Here is an 18,523-nt window from a genome sequence, read left to right as displayed (position 1 = left end):
CGATCAGGAGAAAAACAGCCGCGCAATGCCACGGAAGGTCTTCTCGTTCCAGTACTTCAGCGGCAAGCCGGAGAGCAGCTCCCGGGCCAGTACCTTGTCCCGGTTCGAGCACTTGAGGAACATCGAATTGCGGAAGCGCATGATCACCTGCTCGTAATCGGGGTGATCGCTGAACTGGCTGTACGTCTTGAATACGTTGTCCACCATGAAACGGGCGTTCTTGTACGTATTGGTGGGATGCTTGCGGTACTGGGCGAGGACCTCGCCAAGAATGTCGATGACGTAGCCAGCCTTGGTCACCGCCAGTTCGATATAGACATCTTCCAGGCGTATGTCCGGATCGAAACCGCCGACCTTCTCCAGGGCTTCCCGCCGGAACATCAGGGTGGGCGCCATCGGGCCCGGCTTGCGGTCCAGGAACAGGTCATCGAAGTCGAGACGGCGGAAAGGCAGGTCGCGTTTGCGCTGCTCCTTTCCCGGCATGACCCGGCCATTGGAGTCGATGATCTCGATATTGCCCGCGCAGATACCTACCTCGGGCTTGTCCCACATGTGTGCCACCTGTTTCTCCAGGCGTTGCGGCAACATGATGTCGTCCGAACCGAAAGGCACGATGAGATTTCCCCGGGCCCTGGTGATCGCCTCGTTGAGCGTTCTCGACAGTCCCTGGTTCTGCTGGACCCTGAGGTCGAAGCCGTACTTCGCCTGGAGCCCGCGCAAAAGCTCGACGCTGCCATCGCTGGAACCATCGTCCACCACCAGCAGTTCCACGTTGCGGTATGTCTGCGCAGCCACGCTGGCGATGCTCGCTTCTATGTACTTTTCGTGGTTATAGGAAGCGATGATCACGGAAACCAATGGCTGCGAACCATCATCGACGAGCGCCATAACTACAACCTTACCTGTCCTTCACGTCCCCATTCAAAGCGCCAGACATGCATGAGCGATCCTGCGATCTTCATCGGTCCTACACCTCCCCCCAGCCCGGAAAAACAAGCTGAACAATAGCAAACACGCCTGAAGCCCCAGCTCTTTTCGGCTGCTACTCTCAGGTAAAAATACGTCGCCAGGTCTTCTCCAGCCATCCGGGACGCTCCGGCTCGCGCAACGCGGGCCGCATGGCCTCGACGATACTCTGACCGACAGCGGCGAAGCTGAATCGTTCGATGGCCAGCGCCTGGCCGCTTCGCGCGATCCGCTCGGCGAGAGCCGTATCGAGGCGCAGGATCGCGAGCTTTTCCTGGATGTCCGCCACCGAGCGATACAGCACGATATTCTCCATGTCCCGGAAACCCAAGGCCTCGTTTTCCCGCTCGCCCTGGTCGTAGGCCAGCAGTACGCAACCGCAGGCCATCGCCTCGAAATTCTTGATCATGTATTCGCCCATGCCGACATCCGCGCTGACGAAGAAACGGATGCGGTTGAGCGTGCGCAGGTACTCCTCGCCGGACTTGGTCTTGGTCACCAGCAGGTTCTCCACTCCGCCCAACTCGTCGAGCAGCGCCTTGCGTCCACTGTAAGCCACGCTGCCGGTACTGCCGACGAAGCCCAGCTCGATATCGCGCGCCAGGCCCAGGTCATGCAACAGGGTCTGGTCGTAGCCCTTGGGCACGAATACCGCGTCGAATCCCTCCTGGCGCAGGCGTTCGCTGACCGTATGGCCCGAACTGATCACCCGTGCCCAGGGCAGGCGCCGGTAATGGGCGCTGAACTTGCCGGTGTACTTGCAGGGAATGTAGTTCTGGTAGGCATCGTGCTCGAGGATCACCAGGTTGGGCACGCTGCGGATGAAGCGGACCTGGCGCATTTCCTTCTTGAAACGGAGGAAGAACAGGATGCGGTCGTAGCGCGAGACATCCACGTGCTTGCGGAAGTAGCCGCGCAGGTCGGCCTGCTCCTCGCTGCTCAGCCAGCGGGTATCGCACTCGCAATGGGCAGCGATGCCGTCGTACAGGCGATCCAGGATCGCGCGCTGCTCTTTCTGGACCAGAAACAGAACTTTCATCAGACCTTCATCCTCGCGGCTGCTCCGAAGCAGCATGGCGGCTCGAACCTTGCCGAACGCTCGACCCAAGCATCACGCCTCCCCATCCAGCGACTCCACCCAGAACAACTCGTGCCGACGCACCGCCTTGCGCATGAACTCGTCCTCGCCGTAAGCCGGCCAGCGACGCCCGGCGAGCCAGCCCTGCAGACGGCGGCGCAGACGGCGCTTGAACGGCGGCCTGGGTTGCAGGTCGTGCATCATGCCCAAGGCCATGGCCTTGTCCACCTGGCGCGTGCGCTCCAGCGCCAGCGTCCATGGCAGCAGCGGCGAGCATTCTTCGGTCAGCGGTGGCAGGCTGACCCCCATGTGCGCATCGCCCATCGGCCAGCGATCGTTGTCGTGCAGGTGATTGGCATAGTGCAACAATGCCTGCGGCTGCCAGTCCAGGCCCTGGAGCGCCTCGCGCACAGCCTCCTGGGCGCGGACATGGTCCGGGTGCGGATCGAAATGCGGATGAGGCAGGACGATGACCTCGGGACGTGCCAGCAGGATCAGCTCGCGGAGATCGGCCAGCAGATTGTTCCAGGTCGACAGGCCGTCGGCATCGCTGGCCAGGCGCAGGCGGTTGAACTGGCGGAACGGACGGATATCGGCGAGATCGGCCTCACGGGACGGCACCACCTCGCCCGGGTTCGCCTGCATGGCAGGCAATTGCAGGCAGAAATAACCCAGTTGCACGCAGCGCTCGGCCGGCACCCCACCCCACGTCGGCACGGCCTGGCTATCCCAGGCGCGCAGGCGGCCCTTCAGGCGCGCCGCAGCTATTCCGTCGAGGCCCATGCGGCGGTAATGCTCGGTTTCGATCTCGCCGGCGGTCAGGGTCACGATCCAGGCCTCGCGAGCCTGGCTGTAGAGGCCGAAGGCGGCCAGCTCGGCGTCGTCGGCATGCGGAGCGATGACCATCACCCGCCGATCACGGTAGTCGGGATGGCGCGCACGCCACAGGGTCGGTTCGCCGACCAGCCGGCAATGCCGGCCGCGCAGGCGAATCCGGCCCTCGCCCAGCGGCCCGGCCAGTCCCGTCAGGTTCAGGTAGCGCAAGCCGTTCACCCCACGTTCGAAAGCCTGGGCATCGGCCTCCGCGCCACCTTCCAGCAGCACCGAGGGTTCGAGGAAGCGCCCCAGCCAGCCAGCGCGCACGCCGATGCCAAGCACCAGCGTATCGCCTTCGCGCAGCTCACCGTCGACTCGCAGACGGCCATCCGCCAGGCGTACCGGCAGCGACTCGACCCCTTCCGCGAAACGGTAGCGGTAGTCCTCGCCCGGCGAATAGAACAGGTGATCGGCGAACCAGGCTTCGTGGGCGACCCACAGGGCCACGAGGAGGATCGGCAACAACCAGGGGCTGACCAGCAGACCGATGGCCAGCAATGCCAGCAGCGCAACCAGTAGGCCGATCCGCTTGTTGCGTCGATGACGCTTGAGCAACTGCTGCTTGCGTGCGCTCATGCTTCAGACCTGGAAGACCGGAGAAGGATGGCACCAGCGATCCTTGTATTCGCGGTCGGCGCGACCGAACGAATAGCGCAGGGGTTTGCCCAGCGCTCGCGCATCCTCCCAGGCGGCCTGGGTGTTCAGGTAACTGAGCACGCTGCCAGGGCTGAACTCGCGGGTCTGCGGATCGACGCCGCCGTTGATGTACTCGACGCTGAGCCAGCCCGGCGCTTCGGCGCGATACAGTACCTGGACCGCGATGGGCTGGTCGTTGAGCAGCAGGACCGAGCCGCGCAGCAATTCGCGCAGCCGCTCGAAGACCTCGGCCATGCGCTCCGCGCCGGTGGCAGGGAAACCCCAGCGACGCTGGAACAGTTCAAGATAGATGGCAGCGAACTCGGCCGGGGCGAAGCTGTCTGCCTGGCGCACCTGGCCACCGGCCTCCTCCACCAGGCGCACTTCGCGCCGCTGGTTATAGCGGAACTTCTTGGAGAAATCCTCGGGAGCACGAGCGAAAGCCAGTTGCTCGGTCTGAGGGCGCAGCGTGACGATGTTCCGCTCATGCAGCGCCGACAGGTAGCGTCCCGCATGGCGGAGGGCGATGCGGGCATCGCCGGCCACCGGCAGGATCAGTTCGGCGTTGCCCAGGTCGTACAGGCCCTTCTTGCCGCGCCGCTTGAGCACGTCCTTGGACAACGCCAGGTGGCGGCCCCAGGTCGGGATCGCCGCAACCAGTTCGCCAGCGCTCTCCCAACCCAGGTAACGCACCGGGATTCCAGCCATTTCGGCGAGCTGCTCGACCACCAGCGGGTGGGTCGCGACGCTGCCGCCGAAACGCTGCCAGGCCTGGGCGTAGGTCGGCGCGTCCACTTCGCGCCAACCGCGTTCGCGGAAGGCGCGCAACCTGTTCAGCATGCAGACTCCGAAGCGAAGCCGGCAATCGTCGGCAGGCGCCAGAATTCGCGGCGCACCGCAGCGTCGGAGAAGCGTGTCTCCAAGCGCTCGAGCATGAGCCGCGCACAGGCCTCGCGCTGGCGGCGGTCAAGCGCCGCCAGGTGGGTCAGGCCCTCGGCCAGGGCCGTCTCGTCGCCCAGCGGGAAGAGGATGCCGACCCCTTCCACCACTTCGCGGGCGCCGCCACAGGCGGTGGCGATCAGCGGTACACCGGCGACCATGGCCTCCAGCAGGACCATGCCGAACGGCTCGTGGTCGGAACTCAGGGCGAAGGCGTCGAACGCCTTGAAGTAGCGCCGTGCCTCTTCGACCTGGCCGAGGAACAGCACGCGCTCGCCGATACCCAGTTCGCAGGCCAGGTCCTTGAGCTGCTCTTCCAGGCGGCCGCTGCCGAGGATCGCCAGCAGGCTGTTCTGCGGCAGGCGCGGCAGCGCGGCGGCAAAGCCGCGCAGCAGGGTAGCCTGGTCCTTGTCCGGATGCAGGCGGCCGACGTTGCCGACCACCCAGGCCTCGTCGGGCAGGCGCAGTTGCCGGCGCGCACTCAGGCGCTCGACCTGCTCGGCCTGCAGCGCAGCGACGTCGATGCGGTTGTAGAGCGTCTCGATCCGCTCCGCCGGCCACTTCGGCAGGCAACGGCGGATATCGTCGCGCACCGCGTCGGACACCGCCAGCAGGCTCAGGCGCTTGCTCATCAGGCCGGCGAAGACCTTGCGCGACAACCGCTGGTAATCGCCGAAGGCGTGGTGCACGCCAACGATCGGCAGACGAGTGGCCAGGCTGGCGATCCAGATCGGCTTGAAGCGGTGCGCGATGCAGAAGCGGAAGTCGCGCGAACGGGCGATCTCGCGCAAGTCGCGGATCGCCTTCAGCTTGAGGCCACGGATGTCCCTGGAGCCGTACTCGAGGAACAGTACCTCGTCGGAGGCGCAACGCGCCGCCACCTCAGGATCGGAACGCCCGGTGAGGAACACCGTGGTGACCTTGTACGGGGTTCCGGCGAACAGGCTGGCGTACTGACGGGCACAGTCGAGGAAAGGCCCGTCGTAGCCGTGACAGAACTGCAGGACGCGAGGTTCAGCCGACCGAGTCATACCAGTCCACGCCCTCCTTCACGACCAGGATGTCCTCCATGATCAGGTACTGCAGATCGGAGCCGAAGAACATGTTCAGGGCGTCGGTCGGCGAGCAGATCATCGGTTCGCCACGGCGATTGAGCGAAGTGTTCAGGGCCACGCCGTTGCCGGTGAGGTTCTCCAGTTCCTTCATCAGGTCGTAGTAGCGCGGGTTGTACTCGCGCTTCAGCACCTGGGCGCGGGAGGTACCATCTTCGTGCACCACTTCCGGCACTCGCTCCTTCCACTCTTCGTTGACTTCGAAGGTGAAGGTCATGAACGGGGCCGGGTGGTCGATCTTGAACATCTGCGGGCCGACGGTATCCAGCATCGACGGGCAGAAGGGCCGCCAGCGCTCGCGGAACTTGATCTGCGCATTGATCCGGTCGGCCACGCCCGGCACGCTCGGGCAGCCGAGAATGGAGCGGCCACCGAGGGCACGCGGACCGAACTCCATGCGTCCCTGGAACCAGGCCACCGGGTTGCCGTCGGCAAGGATCCTGCCGATACGCCGGCTGCGGTTGTCGATCTTCTGCCACTGCGGCCTGGCCTCGTGACGGGCGCAGGCGGCGATGACGTCCTCGTTGGAATACTCCGGGCCGAGGTAGACGTGCTCCATCTTCTCCACCGGCACGCCGCGCTGGTGCGACACGTAGGCCGCCGCGCCGACCGCGGTGCCGGCGTCGCTGGCCGCCGGCTGGACGAACAGCTCCTTCACTTCGGGGCGCGAGATGATCTTCTGGTTGAGCTTGACGTTCAGCGCGCAGCCGCCGGCGAAAGCGACCTTGCCGGTCTCGCGGATGATATCGCCGAGGTAGTAGTCCATCATCTCCAGCGCGAGCTTCTCGAACAGCGCCTGGATGCTCGCGGCGTAATGGATGTAGGGATCGTCGGCGATGTCGCCTTCGCGCTTGGGCCCCAGCCACTCGATCAGCTTGGGCGAGAAGTAGTAGCCCTTGCCTTTCTCCTTGTAGCGGCGGAAGCCGATGACGTTGGCATAGTCGGTGTTGATCACCAGTTCGCCGTTCTCGAACTTGGCGAGACGGGAGAAATCGTACTTGCTGGCGTCACCGTAGGGCGCCATGCCCATGACCTTGAACTCGCCGTCGAGCATGTCGAAGCCGAGGTACTCGGTGATCGCGCCGTACAGGCCGCCCAGCGAATCCGGATCGTAGAACTCCTTGATCTTGTGGATCCTACCGTTCTCGCCCCAGCCGAAGAAAGTGGTGGCGTACTCGCCCTTGCCGTCGATGCCGAGGATCGCGGTCTTTTCCTTGAACCCCGAGCAATGGTAGGCACTGGAGGCGTGGGCAAGGTGGTGCTCGACCGGCTGGATCTTGATTTTCTTCAGGTCGAAGCCGAGTTGCTGCAGGCACCACTCGATGCGCTTGTAGTAACGCTTGTAGCGGCGGTTGCCGAGCAGGATCGCATCCAGCGCGCGATCCGGCGCGTAGGCGTAGCGCTTGGCGTAGTGCCAGCGGGCCTTTTCCATGATGCTGATGGGAGCGAAGGGAATCGCCACCACGTCGACATCGGCCGGCTCGATCCCTGCCTGCTCCAGGCAGAACTTCGCCGATTCGTAGGGCATGCGGTTCTTCGCGTGCTTGTCGCGCACGAAGCGCTCTTCCTCGACGGCCGCGACCAGCTTGCCGTCGATGTACAGGGCGGCGGACGGGTCATGGCTTACGGCGCCAGACAGGCCTAGGACGGTCAATGCCACGGTAGAACCTCTTCAAAGCAGCTCGCGGTTGCGGAGTGGGACCGACAACCGCGGCTTTCGTTTAACTCGTCGACCGCCGCAGGCGGTGGTCGTCGCTTGTCGTTCAAGCCCCGGCGGCGTCGCCGAGGCGGGGAATCCGTTGCTCCAGCAGCCGGTAGAGGCCGCTGTCCTGCGGCCAGTTGCGCAGGAAGCGCGCGCGGTCGCGGGCGTAGGCGCGGGCAAAGGACGCCTGGCTGTGATGCTTGCGCATCGCGTCCAGGTCGATCAGCGCCCATTCGCCGCCTTGTTCATGGGCCTGCCAGAACAGGTTGTGTCCCTTCAGGTCGCCGTGGCTGATGCGTTCGCGGATCAACGTCGAAAACAGCCGATCCAGTGCCGCCAACTCGGCTTCCGGTGGCGAAACGGCGCCATCGGGCATGTCCAGGCAAGGCTTAAAACGAGCGATTATATCCTGACCGCCGAGATAATCGGTAATCAGGTAGGCGCGCCCGCGCAGCCAGCACCAGCGCCGCTCCAGCATCGCCAGCGGACGGGCGGTGGCGATGCCGAGGAATTCCAGGCGGTTGCCTTCGCGCCAGGAGGCCCAGGCCCGGCTCGGCCGCCAGAAGCGCTTCAGCCAATGGACCCAGCCCTTGATGTTGTAGCGCTTGATGATCAGCGTGCGGCCGTTCGCTTCGACCCGGGCGACGGTGGCCGCGCCGCCGTCCTTGTAGACGTGGCCGGCGGCGATCAGGCGGTCCGCGTCCGCCAGCAGGGGCGCCATCGTCTCGGCCTCGCTGCGGCGGGCGGCGAACAGGCGGAACGGACCGCGCACGACGCTGAACAGGCTACAGTCGCGACCGACCTTCCTCAGCAGGTCGCGCACCCGCCAGCGGCGAACCTTGGCGATTTCCTTCTGCAAGGCTTCGAGCGGCAGCGCATGCTCGCCGTTGGCCAGCAGGTAATGCACCAGCAACTCCTCCAGGAAAGGATCGAGGAGCGCCGGCAACTGGGCGAAGAACACCCCGAGGTTTTCCAGCACTTTCTGTCGCGACAGCGGCTGGCCGGGAGTTTCCGCACGCACGCCGCCACCGTCGATGAGATACAGGCGGCCGGCGTGGCGCAACAGGTTGTCCAGGTGCAGGTCGTCCTGCCAGAGGCCCTTTGCATGCAGCTCGCCAATGGCTGCCAGGGCTTCGCCGAGCACCGCTTGCTGGGCATCGCCCAGCGGCGCCTGGGCCTCCACCGCACGCCAGGCGTCACCGAGGCTCTGCGCCGCGTCGAGGTAGTCGAACAGCAGCCAGCCGCCCTCGCCCTGCTGCAGCCCGTCGGCCAGCAGCGCCGGGGTGGTCAGCCCCTGGGCCGCGAGCAGACGCGCCCCTTCCAGTTCGCGCTGGAAATGCCGTGCGGCCTTGCCGCCCACCAGCAGCTTGGCCAGCACCTTGCGCCCACGCCATTCGCCGGCACCGACGTAGCGCTGCCCGGGCAGCACCCGCAGCAGACTGTCCAGGCGCAGTTCGGCAGCGCCAGCGCCATCCGCCAGGGTCACCCGCAATGGCAGTTGCGGGTGGCGCCCGGCGGCTTGCAGTTCGGCCAGTCTCATCGGCGCGACTCCTTGCGCCGACGGCGCTGGTCGAGAAGGCGATACCACTGCTCGACCTCGGCCGAGTCGAGGGGTTCGTCGACATAGGCGGAGATGAATTCGTGCACGTCCGCTTCGCTCCAGTCCGGGGCACGGCGCAGCATCGGCTCCAGGTCCTTGACCTGGTCGCGGCGGCCGAACCAGATCGGGCGGGTCTTCTCCAGGTCGATCAGGCAGGCCTCGAAGACACCATCGGCCCCCTCGCGGAGGAATACATGCTTGGGATAGAAGCAACCATGCATCTGTCCGGCGGCGTGCAGCTGGCGCGCCAGCCTGCCAACCGCCCGGAGAATCGCCCGGCGCCGCTCTTCGGCCAGGTCGTGCCAGGACGCCAGCCAGGTGTCCAGGTCCTGCCAACCGTCCAGGGCACGGGTCAGGAGGATCGCCTGGCGCTCTCCGCCGACCGCCTGCTGGGCGAAGAACGCCGCCTGCAGGGCGGGAATGCCCAGCGCCCGGTAGCGCTCGATGTTGCGGAACTCGCGGGCGAAGGTCGGCTCGCCCAGCGGATGGCGCAGGCTGCGGGTCAGGTGGTTGCTCTGGCGCTTCAGGTAGTAGGCGGAGTCGCCCAGGTCGAGGCGGTAGACGCTGCTCCAGCCACCCCGCTCGGTATTCGGTTCGTCCACGGCGTCCAGCTGCAAGGCCCACAGGGCGTCGAAGCTGTCCAGACGGTTGCGCTGGAGCAGGTCGTGGTCCTGCGCGGCGATGAAAACGCTCATTCGCGCCCCTCGAAGAAAGCCACCACCTGGCGAATACGCTTCTTGTCGGATTCGTTCAGGTGCCGGCGACGGCGATATTGCAGGTAGAAGCGCAGGCGCTGGGTGCGCGACAGGTGGTACTTGGCCACCTTGTCCAGGCAGGCCAGGTCCTTGGTGATCCGATAGCGCAGCATGAAGCTCCACCAGAACGCGCCGTTCGGGCAGTCGATGAAATACACCAGCGGCTGGTCGTCCACCAGCAGGTTGCGCCACTTCAGGTCGTTATGGGTGAAATGCTGGTCATGCATCAGGCGCGTAGCCTTGGCGATCTGCCGGCTGACGCCGTCCACCCAGCGCGGGTCCTTCAGGCGCGGATCCCGGTTGCAGGCGAGCACCGACAAGTCCTCGGTGCCCGGCAGCTCGCGGGTGATCATGGCGCCGCGCTGGAAGGCGCCGGCCTTGCGCTCCAGCCCCCAGGCGACCACTTCGGCGGTGGGAATGCCCCACTTCTCGAAGCGCTTGAGGTTCTGCCACTCGGCCTTGATCCGCGGTCGCGCCAGGTAGCGGCGCAGGCCCTTGCCGGCGCTGCGGTAGCGCTTGACGTAGTAACGCACGCCGTCGCGCTCGATGCGGATGACTTCGGACAACGGGTCGCGGGTCAGGCGCTCGCCCTCCAGGGCGAACACGCTATCGAGGCTACCGAAGTCGGCGGCCAGGTGACGGTAATCGGGTTCGAGGGTCCACCCCGCCATCAGAGCAGGTCTCCGTAACGCTGCTTGCGTTCGTAGAGTTTTTCCGCCTTGCGTTCCATCCAGGCCAGCAGGCCGGCCTCGTCGCGCAGTATCTCGCGCAACGGCCGGCGGAAATAGGTGCGCAGGAAGCGTAGCTTGTCGCGACGCGTCAGTCCGATGTCCAGCGCAGAGAAATACAATGCCGCCAGATCCTTGTTACGCCAGCGTTTCGGCGTGGCGTCGCGGGTCTGGGCACGGTGCAGATCGATCACCGAGAGGCGGAAATCGTCCGCGCTCACCGGCTTGTCGGTGTGCAACAGGAAATGACAGATGTAGCAGTCGCGATGGTTGACTCCGGCACGGTGCATGTCGCCGACCATCCGCGCCACCGCCTCGACCAGCGCGCGCTTGAGCCGCGGCGGTGGAGGACGTTCGCGCCAGTCCTGGGAGAACACCTCGAGGTCCACGGTCGGCGCCAGTTCCTCGGTGACGATGAAGGAATGCTGCCGCGCCGGATCGCTGCCGCGCTCGCCGTAGGCGACCGCGGTCATGGTCGCTACGCCGGCCTCGTGCAGGCGCCGGATGGCCTGCCACTCCTGGCGCGCGCCGAGCACCGGGAGCTTGGCGGTGAGCAGGTTCTTGGCGATCTCGCCCCAGCCGATGCCACGGTGGATCTTGACGAAGTAGCCACGCCCGTCGACCTCGGTGCGCAGGGTGCGGCGCCCTTCCAGTTCGCGGTAGACCTTGCCTTGCAGCGCCTCCACCGCCTCGAACGGGTCGCGCCCGTTCCACAGGCGCTTGAACGGCTCTTCCAGCACCAGCCTCATGAGGCCTCCCCGAGGATCAGATCGGCGGCGCGCTGCGGCATGCTGTAGAGGTCGGCGTGATCGGCGTAGGCCAGGCCATTGCGCGACCAGGCGGCGCGCGCCGGAGCGTCCTCCAGCATTTCCGCGAGCAGGCGGTTGAGACTGTCCTGCTCGAAGGGACTCGGCAGCACCCGCCCGGCGTCGGCCTCGGCGATGTAGTGGGCATAGCCGCAGACATCGGTCACCAACACCGGCAGGCCGGAGACCATCGCCTCCAGCAGCACCGTACCGGTGTTCTCGTTGTAGGCCGGGTGGATCAGCAGGTCGGCGCCGAGCAGGAAGCGCGGGATATCGCTGCGCCCCTTGAGGATCTGTACCTGGTCGTTGAGACCGAGGGCGGCGATCTGTAGCAGGAACGGCTTGGGATCGTCCTGGCCGATGGCGATCAGCCGGGTACGCCTGCGCAACGCCTTGGGCAGCGCGGCCAGCGCCTTCAGGCTGCGATCCAGGCCCTTGGTCTTGAAGCCGGAACCGATCTGCACCAGCAGCAGGTCGTCCTCCTCCAGGCCGAACTCGCGGCGGAATTCCGCACGCACGTCCGCGGCGTTGGCCGGCGCCCGGCGATCCTGGCTGATCCCCGGCGGCAGCAGATGGAAACGCTCGGCCTGGGTGCCGTAGTGCTTGACGAAGAGCGGCTGCTGCACCTCGGAGATCATCAGGATCTCGGTCTTCGAGGCCGGGTCGAACACTGCCCGTTCGTAGCCGGCGAAGTGGCGGTAGCGGCCCCACTGGCGGTACAGCGGGTTGCGCAAGGTCTGGGCCTTTTCCTCGAAACAGGCGTCGGCGGCGTAGTAGACATCCAGTCCGGGCATCTTGTTGAAGCCGATCACCCGCTGCACCGGGCGCCTGTCCAGGTCGGCGCGGACCCACGCGGTGAACTTCTCGTTGCGCCGGTGGTTGAAGATCGAGCGCACCGGGGCCACCAGCACTTCGAAGCCGTCCGGCACGTCGCCCTCCCAGATCAGGGTATAGACGCGGATGTCGTGCCCGCGCCGCTGGCATTCCAGGGCGATGCGCATGAAGTCACGCTGCAGGCCGCCGAAGGGGAAGTATTTGTAGAGGATGAACGCCAGGGTCATCGGAGGGTCTCCGGGGCCAGCAGCATGGCCTCCAGCTGGGTGGCCACGCGCTGGGGATTCAGCCGGGTGAAGCACAGCGGCTGTTCACGCTTGAGATCGAACAGTTTGCGATCCTCTTCGGTCGGCTGGTAGGTACAGGTCTTCTTCAGGCACGGCGCACAGGGGAAGTCGCTGCCCAGGTGGACCTGGGAACGCCCGTAGGCGCCGGTGAAGCCAGGATTGGTCGGGCCGAACAGCGACAGCGTCGGCACGTCCAGCGCCGCCGCCAGGTGACCGAGGCCGGTATCCACCGCCACGCAGGCGCGCGCGCCGGCAAGCACCTTGGCCATGCCGGCCAGGGATAATCTGGGGAGTACCGCGGCATTTTCCAACCCCGCCGCCAGGCGCCCGGCCCGCTCCCGCTCGGCGGCGCTGCCCCAGGGCAGGCGCACCGACCAGCCGCGCTCGCACATGCGCTCGGCCAGTTCGCGCCAGTAGGCTTCCGGCCAATGCTTGGTGTCCCAGGTAGTACCGTGCAGGAACACCAGGTACGGCGCGCCAGGGTCGGCGTCGGCCAACTGCTCGCGATCCAGGCCATAGTCACCGACCGACTCGGGCAACGGGTAGTCCAGCGCCTGGGCGAACAACTGGCGCGTGCGCTCCACCGCATGCTGTCCCCAGGCGACCGGATAGGCACGGCGATAGAAGCGGCTGGCGAGCGGCTCGCGCGCCGAGTCGCGATCGAGACCGGCGACCGGCGTCTTGCCCACGTAGCGGGTCAGCCAGGCACTCTTCAGCAGCCCCTGGGCGTCGATCACCAGGTCATAGTCGACTTCCTTCAGGCGCTGCTTGAAGCGCCGCCATTCGCCGTTGCGCAGGGTCTGCCAGAGGTTCTTGCGCCAGCGCCGGATCGCCACCGGGATCACCCGCGCCACCGCCGGATGCCAGGCGGGAATCTCGGCGAAACCTTCCTCCACCACCCAGTCGAACTGGATGCCGGGAATCGCCCGGGCGGCGTCGGTAAGCGCCGGCAGGGTGTGGATCACGTCGCCGAGGGACGAGGTCTTGACCAGCAGTACCCTCATCCGGCGACCTCGGCAGGGTCGCCGACCAGCCGCTCCAGGGCTTGCAATACCAGGCCAGGCGGCAGCTCGCGGAGGCAATTGTAGTGGCCGAAGCGACAGGTGCGCTCGAAGCACGGGCTGCACTCGAGACCGAGGCGGACGATCTCCACCCGGTCCGCCAGCGGCGGAGTGAACTGCGGCGAGGTGGAGCCATAGACGCCCACCAGCGGGCGATCCAGCGCGGCCGCCACGTGCATCAGGCCGGAATCGTTGGACACCACCGCGCCAGCGCAGGACATCAGGTCGATGGCCTCGGCCAGCGAAGTCTCCCCGGCAAGATTGAAGGACTCCTCGCGCAACCCCGGAATCAGGCGCTGGCGAATCTCCTCTCCACCGGGATGGTCGTTCTTCGAGCCGAACAGCCAGACCTGCCAGCCGGCACGGATCTTCGCCTCGGCGACCGCGGCGTAGTGTTCCGCCGGCCAGCGCTTGGCCTCGCCGAACTCGGCGCCGGGACAGAGCGCCAGCACCGGGCGGTCCAGGCTCAGGGCGAACTTGTCGAGCGCCGCCTGGCGGCTGCCGTCGTCGATCCGCAGGCGCGGCTGCGGATAGGGCTTCGGCAACTCCACGCCCGGCTCGAAGGCCAGGGCCATGAAGCGTTCGATCATCAGCGGATAGCGCTGCTTGTCGAGCTTGCGGATGTCATTGAGCAGCCCGTAGCGCATCTCGCCGCGCCAGCCGGTGCGCTTCGGTATTCCGGCGAACCAGGGCACCAGCGCCGACTTCAGCGAGTTGGGCAGCAGGATCGCCTGCTCGTACTGACCGCGCAGGCCGCGTCCGATCCGGCGCCGTGTGGCGACGTCCATCACCCCGTGGCCGAGCGGGAAGCTCAGGGCCTGACGCACCTCGGGCATGCGCTCGAGGATCGGTCGGCTCCACTCGGGCGCCAGCACGTCGATCACGCACTCGGGATGCCGCTGGCGCAGACACTGGAACAGGGTCTGCGCCATCACCATGTCCCCCACCCAGGAGGGACCTACGATCAGAATTCTCATTCAGGCTCCGGAAATGATCAGGGAGGCTTTCGCCTCCCTGTCACACCCTTCTTCGGTGCTTACTTGACCAGGGTACGCCACTCGGCGTGGGCCTCGGTCTTGCCGCTGACCAGGTCGAAATAGGCTTTCTGCAGCTTTTCGGTGACCGGGCCACGGCGGCCGGCGCCGATCTTGCGACCGTCCACTTCGCGGATCGGCGTGACTTCCGCGGCGGTGCCAGTGAAGAAGGCCTCGTCGGCGATGTACACCTCGTCGCGGGTGATGCGCTTCTCGACCAGTTTAAAACCGTGTTCGGCGGCCAGGGTCAGGATAGTGTTACGAGTGATGCCGTTCAGGCAGGCGGTGACTTCCGGGGTGTAGATCACGCCATCCTTGATGATGAAGATGTTCTCGCCGGAGCCTTCGGCCACGTAGCCTTCCGGATCGAGCATCATGGCCTCGTCGGCGCCGCCGGAGATCGCTTCCTGGAGGGCCAGCATCGAGTTGATGTAGGCGCCGTTGGACTTGGCGCGGGTCATCGAGATGTTGACGTGGTGGCGGGTGAAGGAACTGGTGCGCACCTTGATGCCTTGCTGCAGGGCTTCCTCGCCCATGTAGGCGCCCCAGCTCCAGGCGGCGATGATCACATGGACCTTCAGGCCGCTGGCGCGCAGGCCCATGCCTTCGCTTCCGTAGAACACCATCGGGCGGATATAGGCGCTTTCCAGGTTGTTCTCGCGCACGGCGGCGCGGGTCGCCTCGTTGATCTCGTCGCGGCTGTACGGGATCTGCATGTTCATGATGTGCGCGGAGTCGAACAGCCGGTCGGTATGCGCCTGCAGGCGGAAGATCGCCGTGCCCTGCGGGGTGTCGTAGGCGCGCACGCCCTCGAACACGCCCATTCCATAGTGCAGGGTATGGGTCAGCACGTGCGTGGTCGCGTCGCGCCACTGCACCAGTTCACCGTCATACCAGATCACGCCATCACGATCGGCCATCGACATAGTTGCCAGCTCCTTCAGATATTCGTTACGTACTTGCGTTACGTGCCTGAGTGGATCAGCCGAGCCGCAGCTCGCGCCAGATCCTGATCACTTCTCGCCGCTCCGTCTGGAAGTGCTCGCCGCTCACGACCCCGGCCTCCTTCTGTAGTGCCAGGCGGTGTGCGGCTGCGCGATAGGCCTTGTAGGCCTCCTGCAGGAGACGGACGTCCTCGCTGGCGATCAGGCCAGCCCGTTCCAGTCCTTCCAGAATGCGGATGTTATCGGTGAATTCGAGCAGCGCCGGGTGTTTTCCGGACCAAGCTAGAACCGCATATTGCACCATAAATTCGATATCGACGATACCACCGGCATCGTGCTTGAGATCGAAGGCTGCCGTGGCCTCGAAGGCATTCGAGGCGGTACCGGCGGCGGTCGCGCGGGTTCCCAGGTTGTCGCGCATCTTGGCGCGCATTTCGCTGACTTCGGTGCGCAACGCGTCGAGATCGCGCGGCCTCGCCAGCACCTCGGCACGTACCGCCTCGAAGCTCGCCTGCACCCGCCGGCAACCGGCCAGCACCCGGGCGCGGACCAACGCCTGGTGCTCCCAGGTCCAGGCCTCCTGCTCCTGGTAGCGCTGGAAGGCGCCCAGCGAACTCACCAGCAGGCCGGCCGCGCCGCTCGGACGCAGGCGCATGTCGACCTCGTAGAGGGTGCCGGATGGCGTCTGCGCGGTGAGGAAATGGATGATCTTCTGCCCCAGGCGGGTAAAGAACTGCGCGCCATCGATGGATTTGCCGCCATCGGTCTCGCAGTGGGGGTCGCCGTCATGGATGAACACCAGGTCGAGGTCCGAGCCATGGCCGAACTCCAGCCCGCCGACCTTGCCGTAGCCGACGATGACGAAGTCCGGATCGCACGGCGTGCCGTCGGCGCGCAACGGCCGGCCATGACGCTGCACCAACTGCCGCCAGGCCAGTTCGAGGACCTCGACGAGGATCGCCTCGGCCAGCCAGGTCAGGTAGTCGCTGACCTTCATCAACGGCAGCGTGCCGGCGATCTCCGAGGCCGCCACCCGCAGCCCGTGGGCCAGCTTGAAGTGACGAAGGGTCTCCATCTGCTGCTCGAGGTCGTCCTCGGGAATCCGCATCAGCCGTTCGCGCAGCTCGGCGGCCAGCTCGGCGGCCTGTGGAGGACGGAACAGGCGCCCCTCGTTGAGCAGCTCGTCGAGCAGGATCGGGAACCGCGCGATCTGCTCGGCAACCATCGGGCTGGCCGCGCAGAGGGTCAGCAGGCGCTCCAGCGCGCCGGGGTTCTCGGTCAGCAACACCAGGTAGGCGGAACGCCGCGCCACCGCTTCCACCAGCGGCAGGACCCGCTCCAGCACCAGGTCCGGCTGGGGGTTTTCCACGGTCATCGCCAGCAGGCGCGGAACGAAGGCATCCAGGCGCTCCCGGCCGAGACGCTGCATCGCTCGCACCTGGGGGCCGTGGCGCAGATCGCTGAGACGCTTCCAGGCCGCCTCGGCATCGACGAAGCCGGCGTCGGCCAGTTGCCGGCTGGCCGACTCCTCGTCCAGCGCCTCCTCCCACAGCGGGATCCACTCGGCGCCGACGCTGCCGCAGGCCGCCTCGCCGCTTTCGTCCTCGTCCGGGTCGGCGATCACCTGGCGGAAGTGCCAGTCGATGCGCGCCCGCCAGTGGCTCAGGCGCTCGTGGAATGCGGCCCAACTGGCGAAGCCCATGATGAAGGCCACGCGGATGCGGTCGTATTCGTCGCTGGGCAGCATTTGCGTCTGCCGGTCGGCCAGCGCCTGGATGGCATGCTCGGCGTAGCGCAGGAACTCGTAGCCGCCGCGCAGCTCCTCGACCACCGCCGGCGGCAGGTAGCCCTGCCCCTCCAGGGTCGCCAGCACTTTCAGCAGCGGCCGTTGCTGCAAGCTCAGGTCGCGCCCGCCATGGATCAACTGGAAGGCCTGGGCGATGAACTCCACCTCGCGGATACCGCCTTCGCCCAGCTTGATGTTTTCCGACATCCCCTTGCGCCGGACCTCCTGCTGGATCAGCTGCTTCATGGTGCGCAGCGCCTCGATGGCGGAAAAGTCCAGGTAGCGCCGATAGACGAACGGCCGCAGCATGCCGAGCAGTTGCTCGCCTGCCTGCTGGTCGCCGCCGACCACCCGCGCCTTGATCATCGCGTAGCGCTCCCAGTCGCGCCCCTGGTCCTGGTAGTACTGCTCCAGCGCGGCGAAGCTGTAGACCAGCGGTCCGCTGGAGCCGTAGGGACGCAGGCGCATGTCGACGCGGAAGACGAAGCCGTCGACGGTGATCGCATCCAGCGCCTTGATCAGCTTCTGCCCCAGGCGGGTGAAGAACTCCTGGTTGTCCAGCGAACGCTTCGCCCCCTCGGTCTCGCCGCCCTCCGGGTAACCGAAGATCAGGTCGATGTCCGACGACAGGTTGAGTTCCACCGCGCCCAGCTTGCCCATGCCGAGGACCACCATCCGCTGCGGTTCGCCGGAGCGCCGGCCGATCGGCGTGCCGAACTGCTCGCACTGGCGCCGATGGAGCCACTCGCAAGCCAGGTCGATGCAGGCGTCGGCCAGGGCCGACAGGTCGCGACAGGTTTCCGCCAGCGCGGCGCGGCGGGTCAGGTCGCGCCAGATGATGCGCAGTTGCTGGCGTGTGCGGAAACGTCGCAGGCGCCGACCGAGTTCGTCCTCGTCGGCGCAATCCTCCAGCCGCGCCTGCAACTGACTGCGCAGTTCGCCGGGCGCGTGGGGGTTCTCCAGCTCGCCGCGTTCGGCCAGTTCCAGCAGCATCGCCGGGTCGCGCACTGCCTGCTCGGCGACGAAATCGCTGGCCGCGGCGACCCGTCGGAAATCCTCCAGGCGCTCCTCGGGCCAGGCCTCCAGGCGGGCCAGGGCGGCGGCATCGAGGGCGGCGACAGCGGAGCGGAGGGCAGTCCCGGCGCGTTCGGCGGCGGGCAGCAGGGTGGCCGGCAGATTCGCCAGCGAAGGCAGGCTCATGGTCTATCCTGTTTGGGCTTCCGACCGAAGACCACAGGCTCGACGCACAACGTCGAAAAGGCTCTACATCGGGCCTTATAGCCTGACAGCGACAATCGAAATGTAGTTTTACTACTAAAAATTGTATCCAGAGGGCTGTTTCTCAGACTGATCTGTAGTAAAACTACAAGTCGCCGGGT

The 18,523-nt window shown here is 66.2% G+C and carries 15 protein-coding genes; all 15 read right to left on the bottom strand.

The annotated features are described in order from the left end of the window. Positions 1 to 3 precede the first annotated feature (3 nt). The 15 genes from wapR to glnE all read right to left on the bottom strand — a co-directional run bounded on the left by wapR (position 4) and on the right by glnE (position 18,344). Positions 4 to 888, bottom strand: coding sequence for an alpha-1,3-rhamnosyltransferase (wapR, locus tag ACTJJX_RS00435; protein WP_003114547.1), 885 nt, complete (start codon positions 886 to 888; stop codon positions 4 to 6). Between the two features lie 160 nt (positions 889 to 1,048). Next, the gene (locus ACTJJX_RS00430) at positions 1,049 to 2,005 is read right to left on the bottom strand and encodes a glycosyltransferase family protein (RefSeq protein WP_003114548.1); all 957 of its coding nucleotides are present in this window, start codon (positions 2,003 to 2,005) and stop codon (positions 1,049 to 1,051) included. A gap of 72 nt (positions 2,006 to 2,077) precedes the next feature. Next, positions 2,078 to 3,496 (bottom strand): PIG-L deacetylase family protein, encoded by a 1,419-nt coding sequence (locus ACTJJX_RS00425; protein WP_016852208.1) that lies wholly within the window; start codon positions 3,494 to 3,496, stop codon positions 2,078 to 2,080. A gap of 3 nt (positions 3,497 to 3,499) precedes the next feature. Further along, positions 3,500 to 4,396, bottom strand: coding sequence for an antimicrobial resistance protein Mig-14 (locus tag ACTJJX_RS00420; protein ID WP_003114550.1), 897 nt, complete (start codon positions 4,394 to 4,396; stop codon positions 3,500 to 3,502). After that, the gene (locus ACTJJX_RS00415) at positions 4,390 to 5,526 is read right to left on the bottom strand and encodes a glycosyltransferase (RefSeq protein WP_003109898.1); all 1,137 of its coding nucleotides are present in this window, start codon (positions 5,524 to 5,526) and stop codon (positions 4,390 to 4,392) included. The genes ACTJJX_RS00420 and ACTJJX_RS00415 overlap by 7 nt, the downstream gene beginning before the upstream one ends. Further along, positions 5,510 to 7,267, bottom strand: coding sequence for a carbamoyltransferase family protein (locus ACTJJX_RS00410; protein WP_003095766.1), 1,758 nt, complete (start codon positions 7,265 to 7,267; stop codon positions 5,510 to 5,512). Before ACTJJX_RS00410 ends, ACTJJX_RS00415 begins: the two co-directional genes overlap by 17 nt. A gap of 103 nt (positions 7,268 to 7,370) precedes the next feature. Beyond that, positions 7,371 to 8,849 carry a lipopolysaccharide kinase InaA family protein gene (locus ACTJJX_RS00405; protein ID WP_003123597.1) on the bottom strand — a complete coding sequence of 493 codons (1,479 nt, stop codon included), beginning with the start codon at positions 8,847 to 8,849 and terminating at the stop codon, positions 7,371 to 7,373. Beyond that, on the bottom strand, positions 8,846 to 9,604 hold the full coding sequence (locus ACTJJX_RS00400) for a lipopolysaccharide kinase InaA family protein (RefSeq protein WP_003095770.1): 759 nt from the start codon (positions 9,602 to 9,604) through the stop codon (positions 8,846 to 8,848). Before ACTJJX_RS00400 ends, ACTJJX_RS00405 begins: the two co-directional genes overlap by 4 nt. After that, positions 9,601 to 10,335: a lipopolysaccharide kinase InaA family protein gene (locus ACTJJX_RS00395; RefSeq protein WP_003095773.1), complete on the bottom strand. Its 735-nt coding sequence runs from the start codon at positions 10,333 to 10,335 to the stop codon at positions 9,601 to 9,603. Before ACTJJX_RS00395 ends, ACTJJX_RS00400 begins: the two co-directional genes overlap by 4 nt. After that, the gene (gene rfaP / locus ACTJJX_RS00390; protein WP_003114553.1) at positions 10,335 to 11,141 is read right to left on the bottom strand and encodes a lipopolysaccharide core heptose(I) kinase RfaP; all 807 of its coding nucleotides are present in this window, start codon (positions 11,139 to 11,141) and stop codon (positions 10,335 to 10,337) included. Before rfaP ends, ACTJJX_RS00395 begins: the two co-directional genes overlap by 1 nt. Continuing rightward, positions 11,138 to 12,259, bottom strand: coding sequence for a glycosyltransferase family 4 protein (locus ACTJJX_RS00385; RefSeq protein WP_023082433.1), 1,122 nt, complete (start codon positions 12,257 to 12,259; stop codon positions 11,138 to 11,140). Before ACTJJX_RS00385 ends, rfaP begins: the two co-directional genes overlap by 4 nt. Further along, the gene (gene waaC, locus ACTJJX_RS00380; protein WP_003116147.1) at positions 12,256 to 13,323 is read right to left on the bottom strand and encodes a lipopolysaccharide heptosyltransferase I; all 1,068 of its coding nucleotides are present in this window, start codon (positions 13,321 to 13,323) and stop codon (positions 12,256 to 12,258) included. Before waaC ends, ACTJJX_RS00385 begins: the two co-directional genes overlap by 4 nt. Continuing rightward, positions 13,320 to 14,357 carry a lipopolysaccharide heptosyltransferase II gene (gene waaF / locus ACTJJX_RS00375; RefSeq protein ID WP_003109905.1) on the bottom strand — a complete coding sequence of 346 codons (1,038 nt, stop codon included), beginning with the start codon at positions 14,355 to 14,357 and terminating at the stop codon, positions 13,320 to 13,322. Before waaF ends, waaC begins: the two co-directional genes overlap by 4 nt. Positions 14,358 to 14,416: 59 nt before the next feature. Next, on the bottom strand, positions 14,417 to 15,340 hold the full coding sequence (gene ilvE, locus ACTJJX_RS00370) for a branched-chain-amino-acid transaminase (RefSeq protein WP_003095783.1): 924 nt from the start codon (positions 15,338 to 15,340) through the stop codon (positions 14,417 to 14,419). A gap of 55 nt (positions 15,341 to 15,395) precedes the next feature. Further along, the gene (glnE, locus tag ACTJJX_RS00365) at positions 15,396 to 18,344 is read right to left on the bottom strand and encodes a bifunctional [glutamate--ammonia ligase]-adenylyl-L-tyrosine phosphorylase/[glutamate--ammonia-ligase] adenylyltransferase (RefSeq protein WP_016852209.1); all 2,949 of its coding nucleotides are present in this window, start codon (positions 18,342 to 18,344) and stop codon (positions 15,396 to 15,398) included. Positions 18,345 to 18,523 lie beyond the last annotated feature (179 nt).

Source organism: Pseudomonas sp. 22490, assembly GCF_052044465.1.
In the GTDB taxonomy this organism is placed as follows: domain Bacteria; phylum Pseudomonadota; class Gammaproteobacteria; order Pseudomonadales; family Pseudomonadaceae; genus Pseudomonas; species Pseudomonas aeruginosa.
Note: the sequence above shows the minus strand (reverse complement) of the source record. Positions and strands in the feature narration are given on the sequence as shown.

Bases quoted from the DNA above. Each gene is read 5' to 3' on its own strand.
- wapR (WP_003114547.1), bottom strand. From the start codon at position 888: ATGGCGCTCGTCGATGATGGTTCGCAGCCATTGGTTTCCGTGATCATC.
- ACTJJX_RS00430 (WP_003114548.1), bottom strand. From the start codon at position 2,005: ATGAAAGTTCTGTTTCTGGTCCAGAAAGAGCAGCGCGCGATCCTGGAT.
- ACTJJX_RS00425 (WP_016852208.1), bottom strand. From the start codon at position 3,496: ATGAGCGCACGCAAGCAGCAGTTGCTCAAGCGTCATCGACGCAACAAG.
- ACTJJX_RS00420 (WP_003114550.1), bottom strand. From the start codon at position 4,396: ATGCTGAACAGGTTGCGCGCCTTCCGCGAACGCGGTTGGCGCGAAGTG.
- ACTJJX_RS00415 (WP_003109898.1), bottom strand. From the start codon at position 5,526: ATGACTCGGTCGGCTGAACCTCGCGTCCTGCAGTTCTGTCACGGCTAC.
- ACTJJX_RS00405 (WP_003123597.1), bottom strand. From the start codon at position 8,849: ATGAGACTGGCCGAACTGCAAGCCGCCGGGCGCCACCCGCAACTGCCA.
- ACTJJX_RS00400 (WP_003095770.1), bottom strand. From the start codon at position 9,604: ATGAGCGTTTTCATCGCCGCGCAGGACCACGACCTGCTCCAGCGCAAC.
- ACTJJX_RS00395 (WP_003095773.1), bottom strand. From the start codon at position 10,335: ATGGCGGGGTGGACCCTCGAACCCGATTACCGTCACCTGGCCGCCGAC.
- rfaP (WP_003114553.1), bottom strand. From the start codon at position 11,141: ATGAGGCTGGTGCTGGAAGAGCCGTTCAAGCGCCTGTGGAACGGGCGC.
- ACTJJX_RS00385 (WP_023082433.1), bottom strand. From the start codon at position 12,259: ATGACCCTGGCGTTCATCCTCTACAAATACTTCCCCTTCGGCGGCCTG.
- waaC (WP_003116147.1), bottom strand. From the start codon at position 13,323: ATGAGGGTACTGCTGGTCAAGACCTCGTCCCTCGGCGACGTGATCCAC.
- waaF (WP_003109905.1), bottom strand. From the start codon at position 14,357: ATGAGAATTCTGATCGTAGGTCCCTCCTGGGTGGGGGACATGGTGATG.
- ilvE (WP_003095783.1), bottom strand. From the start codon at position 15,340: ATGTCGATGGCCGATCGTGATGGCGTGATCTGGTATGACGGTGAACTG.
- glnE (WP_016852209.1), bottom strand. From the start codon at position 18,344: ATGAGCCTGCCTTCGCTGGCGAATCTGCCGGCCACCCTGCTGCCCGCC.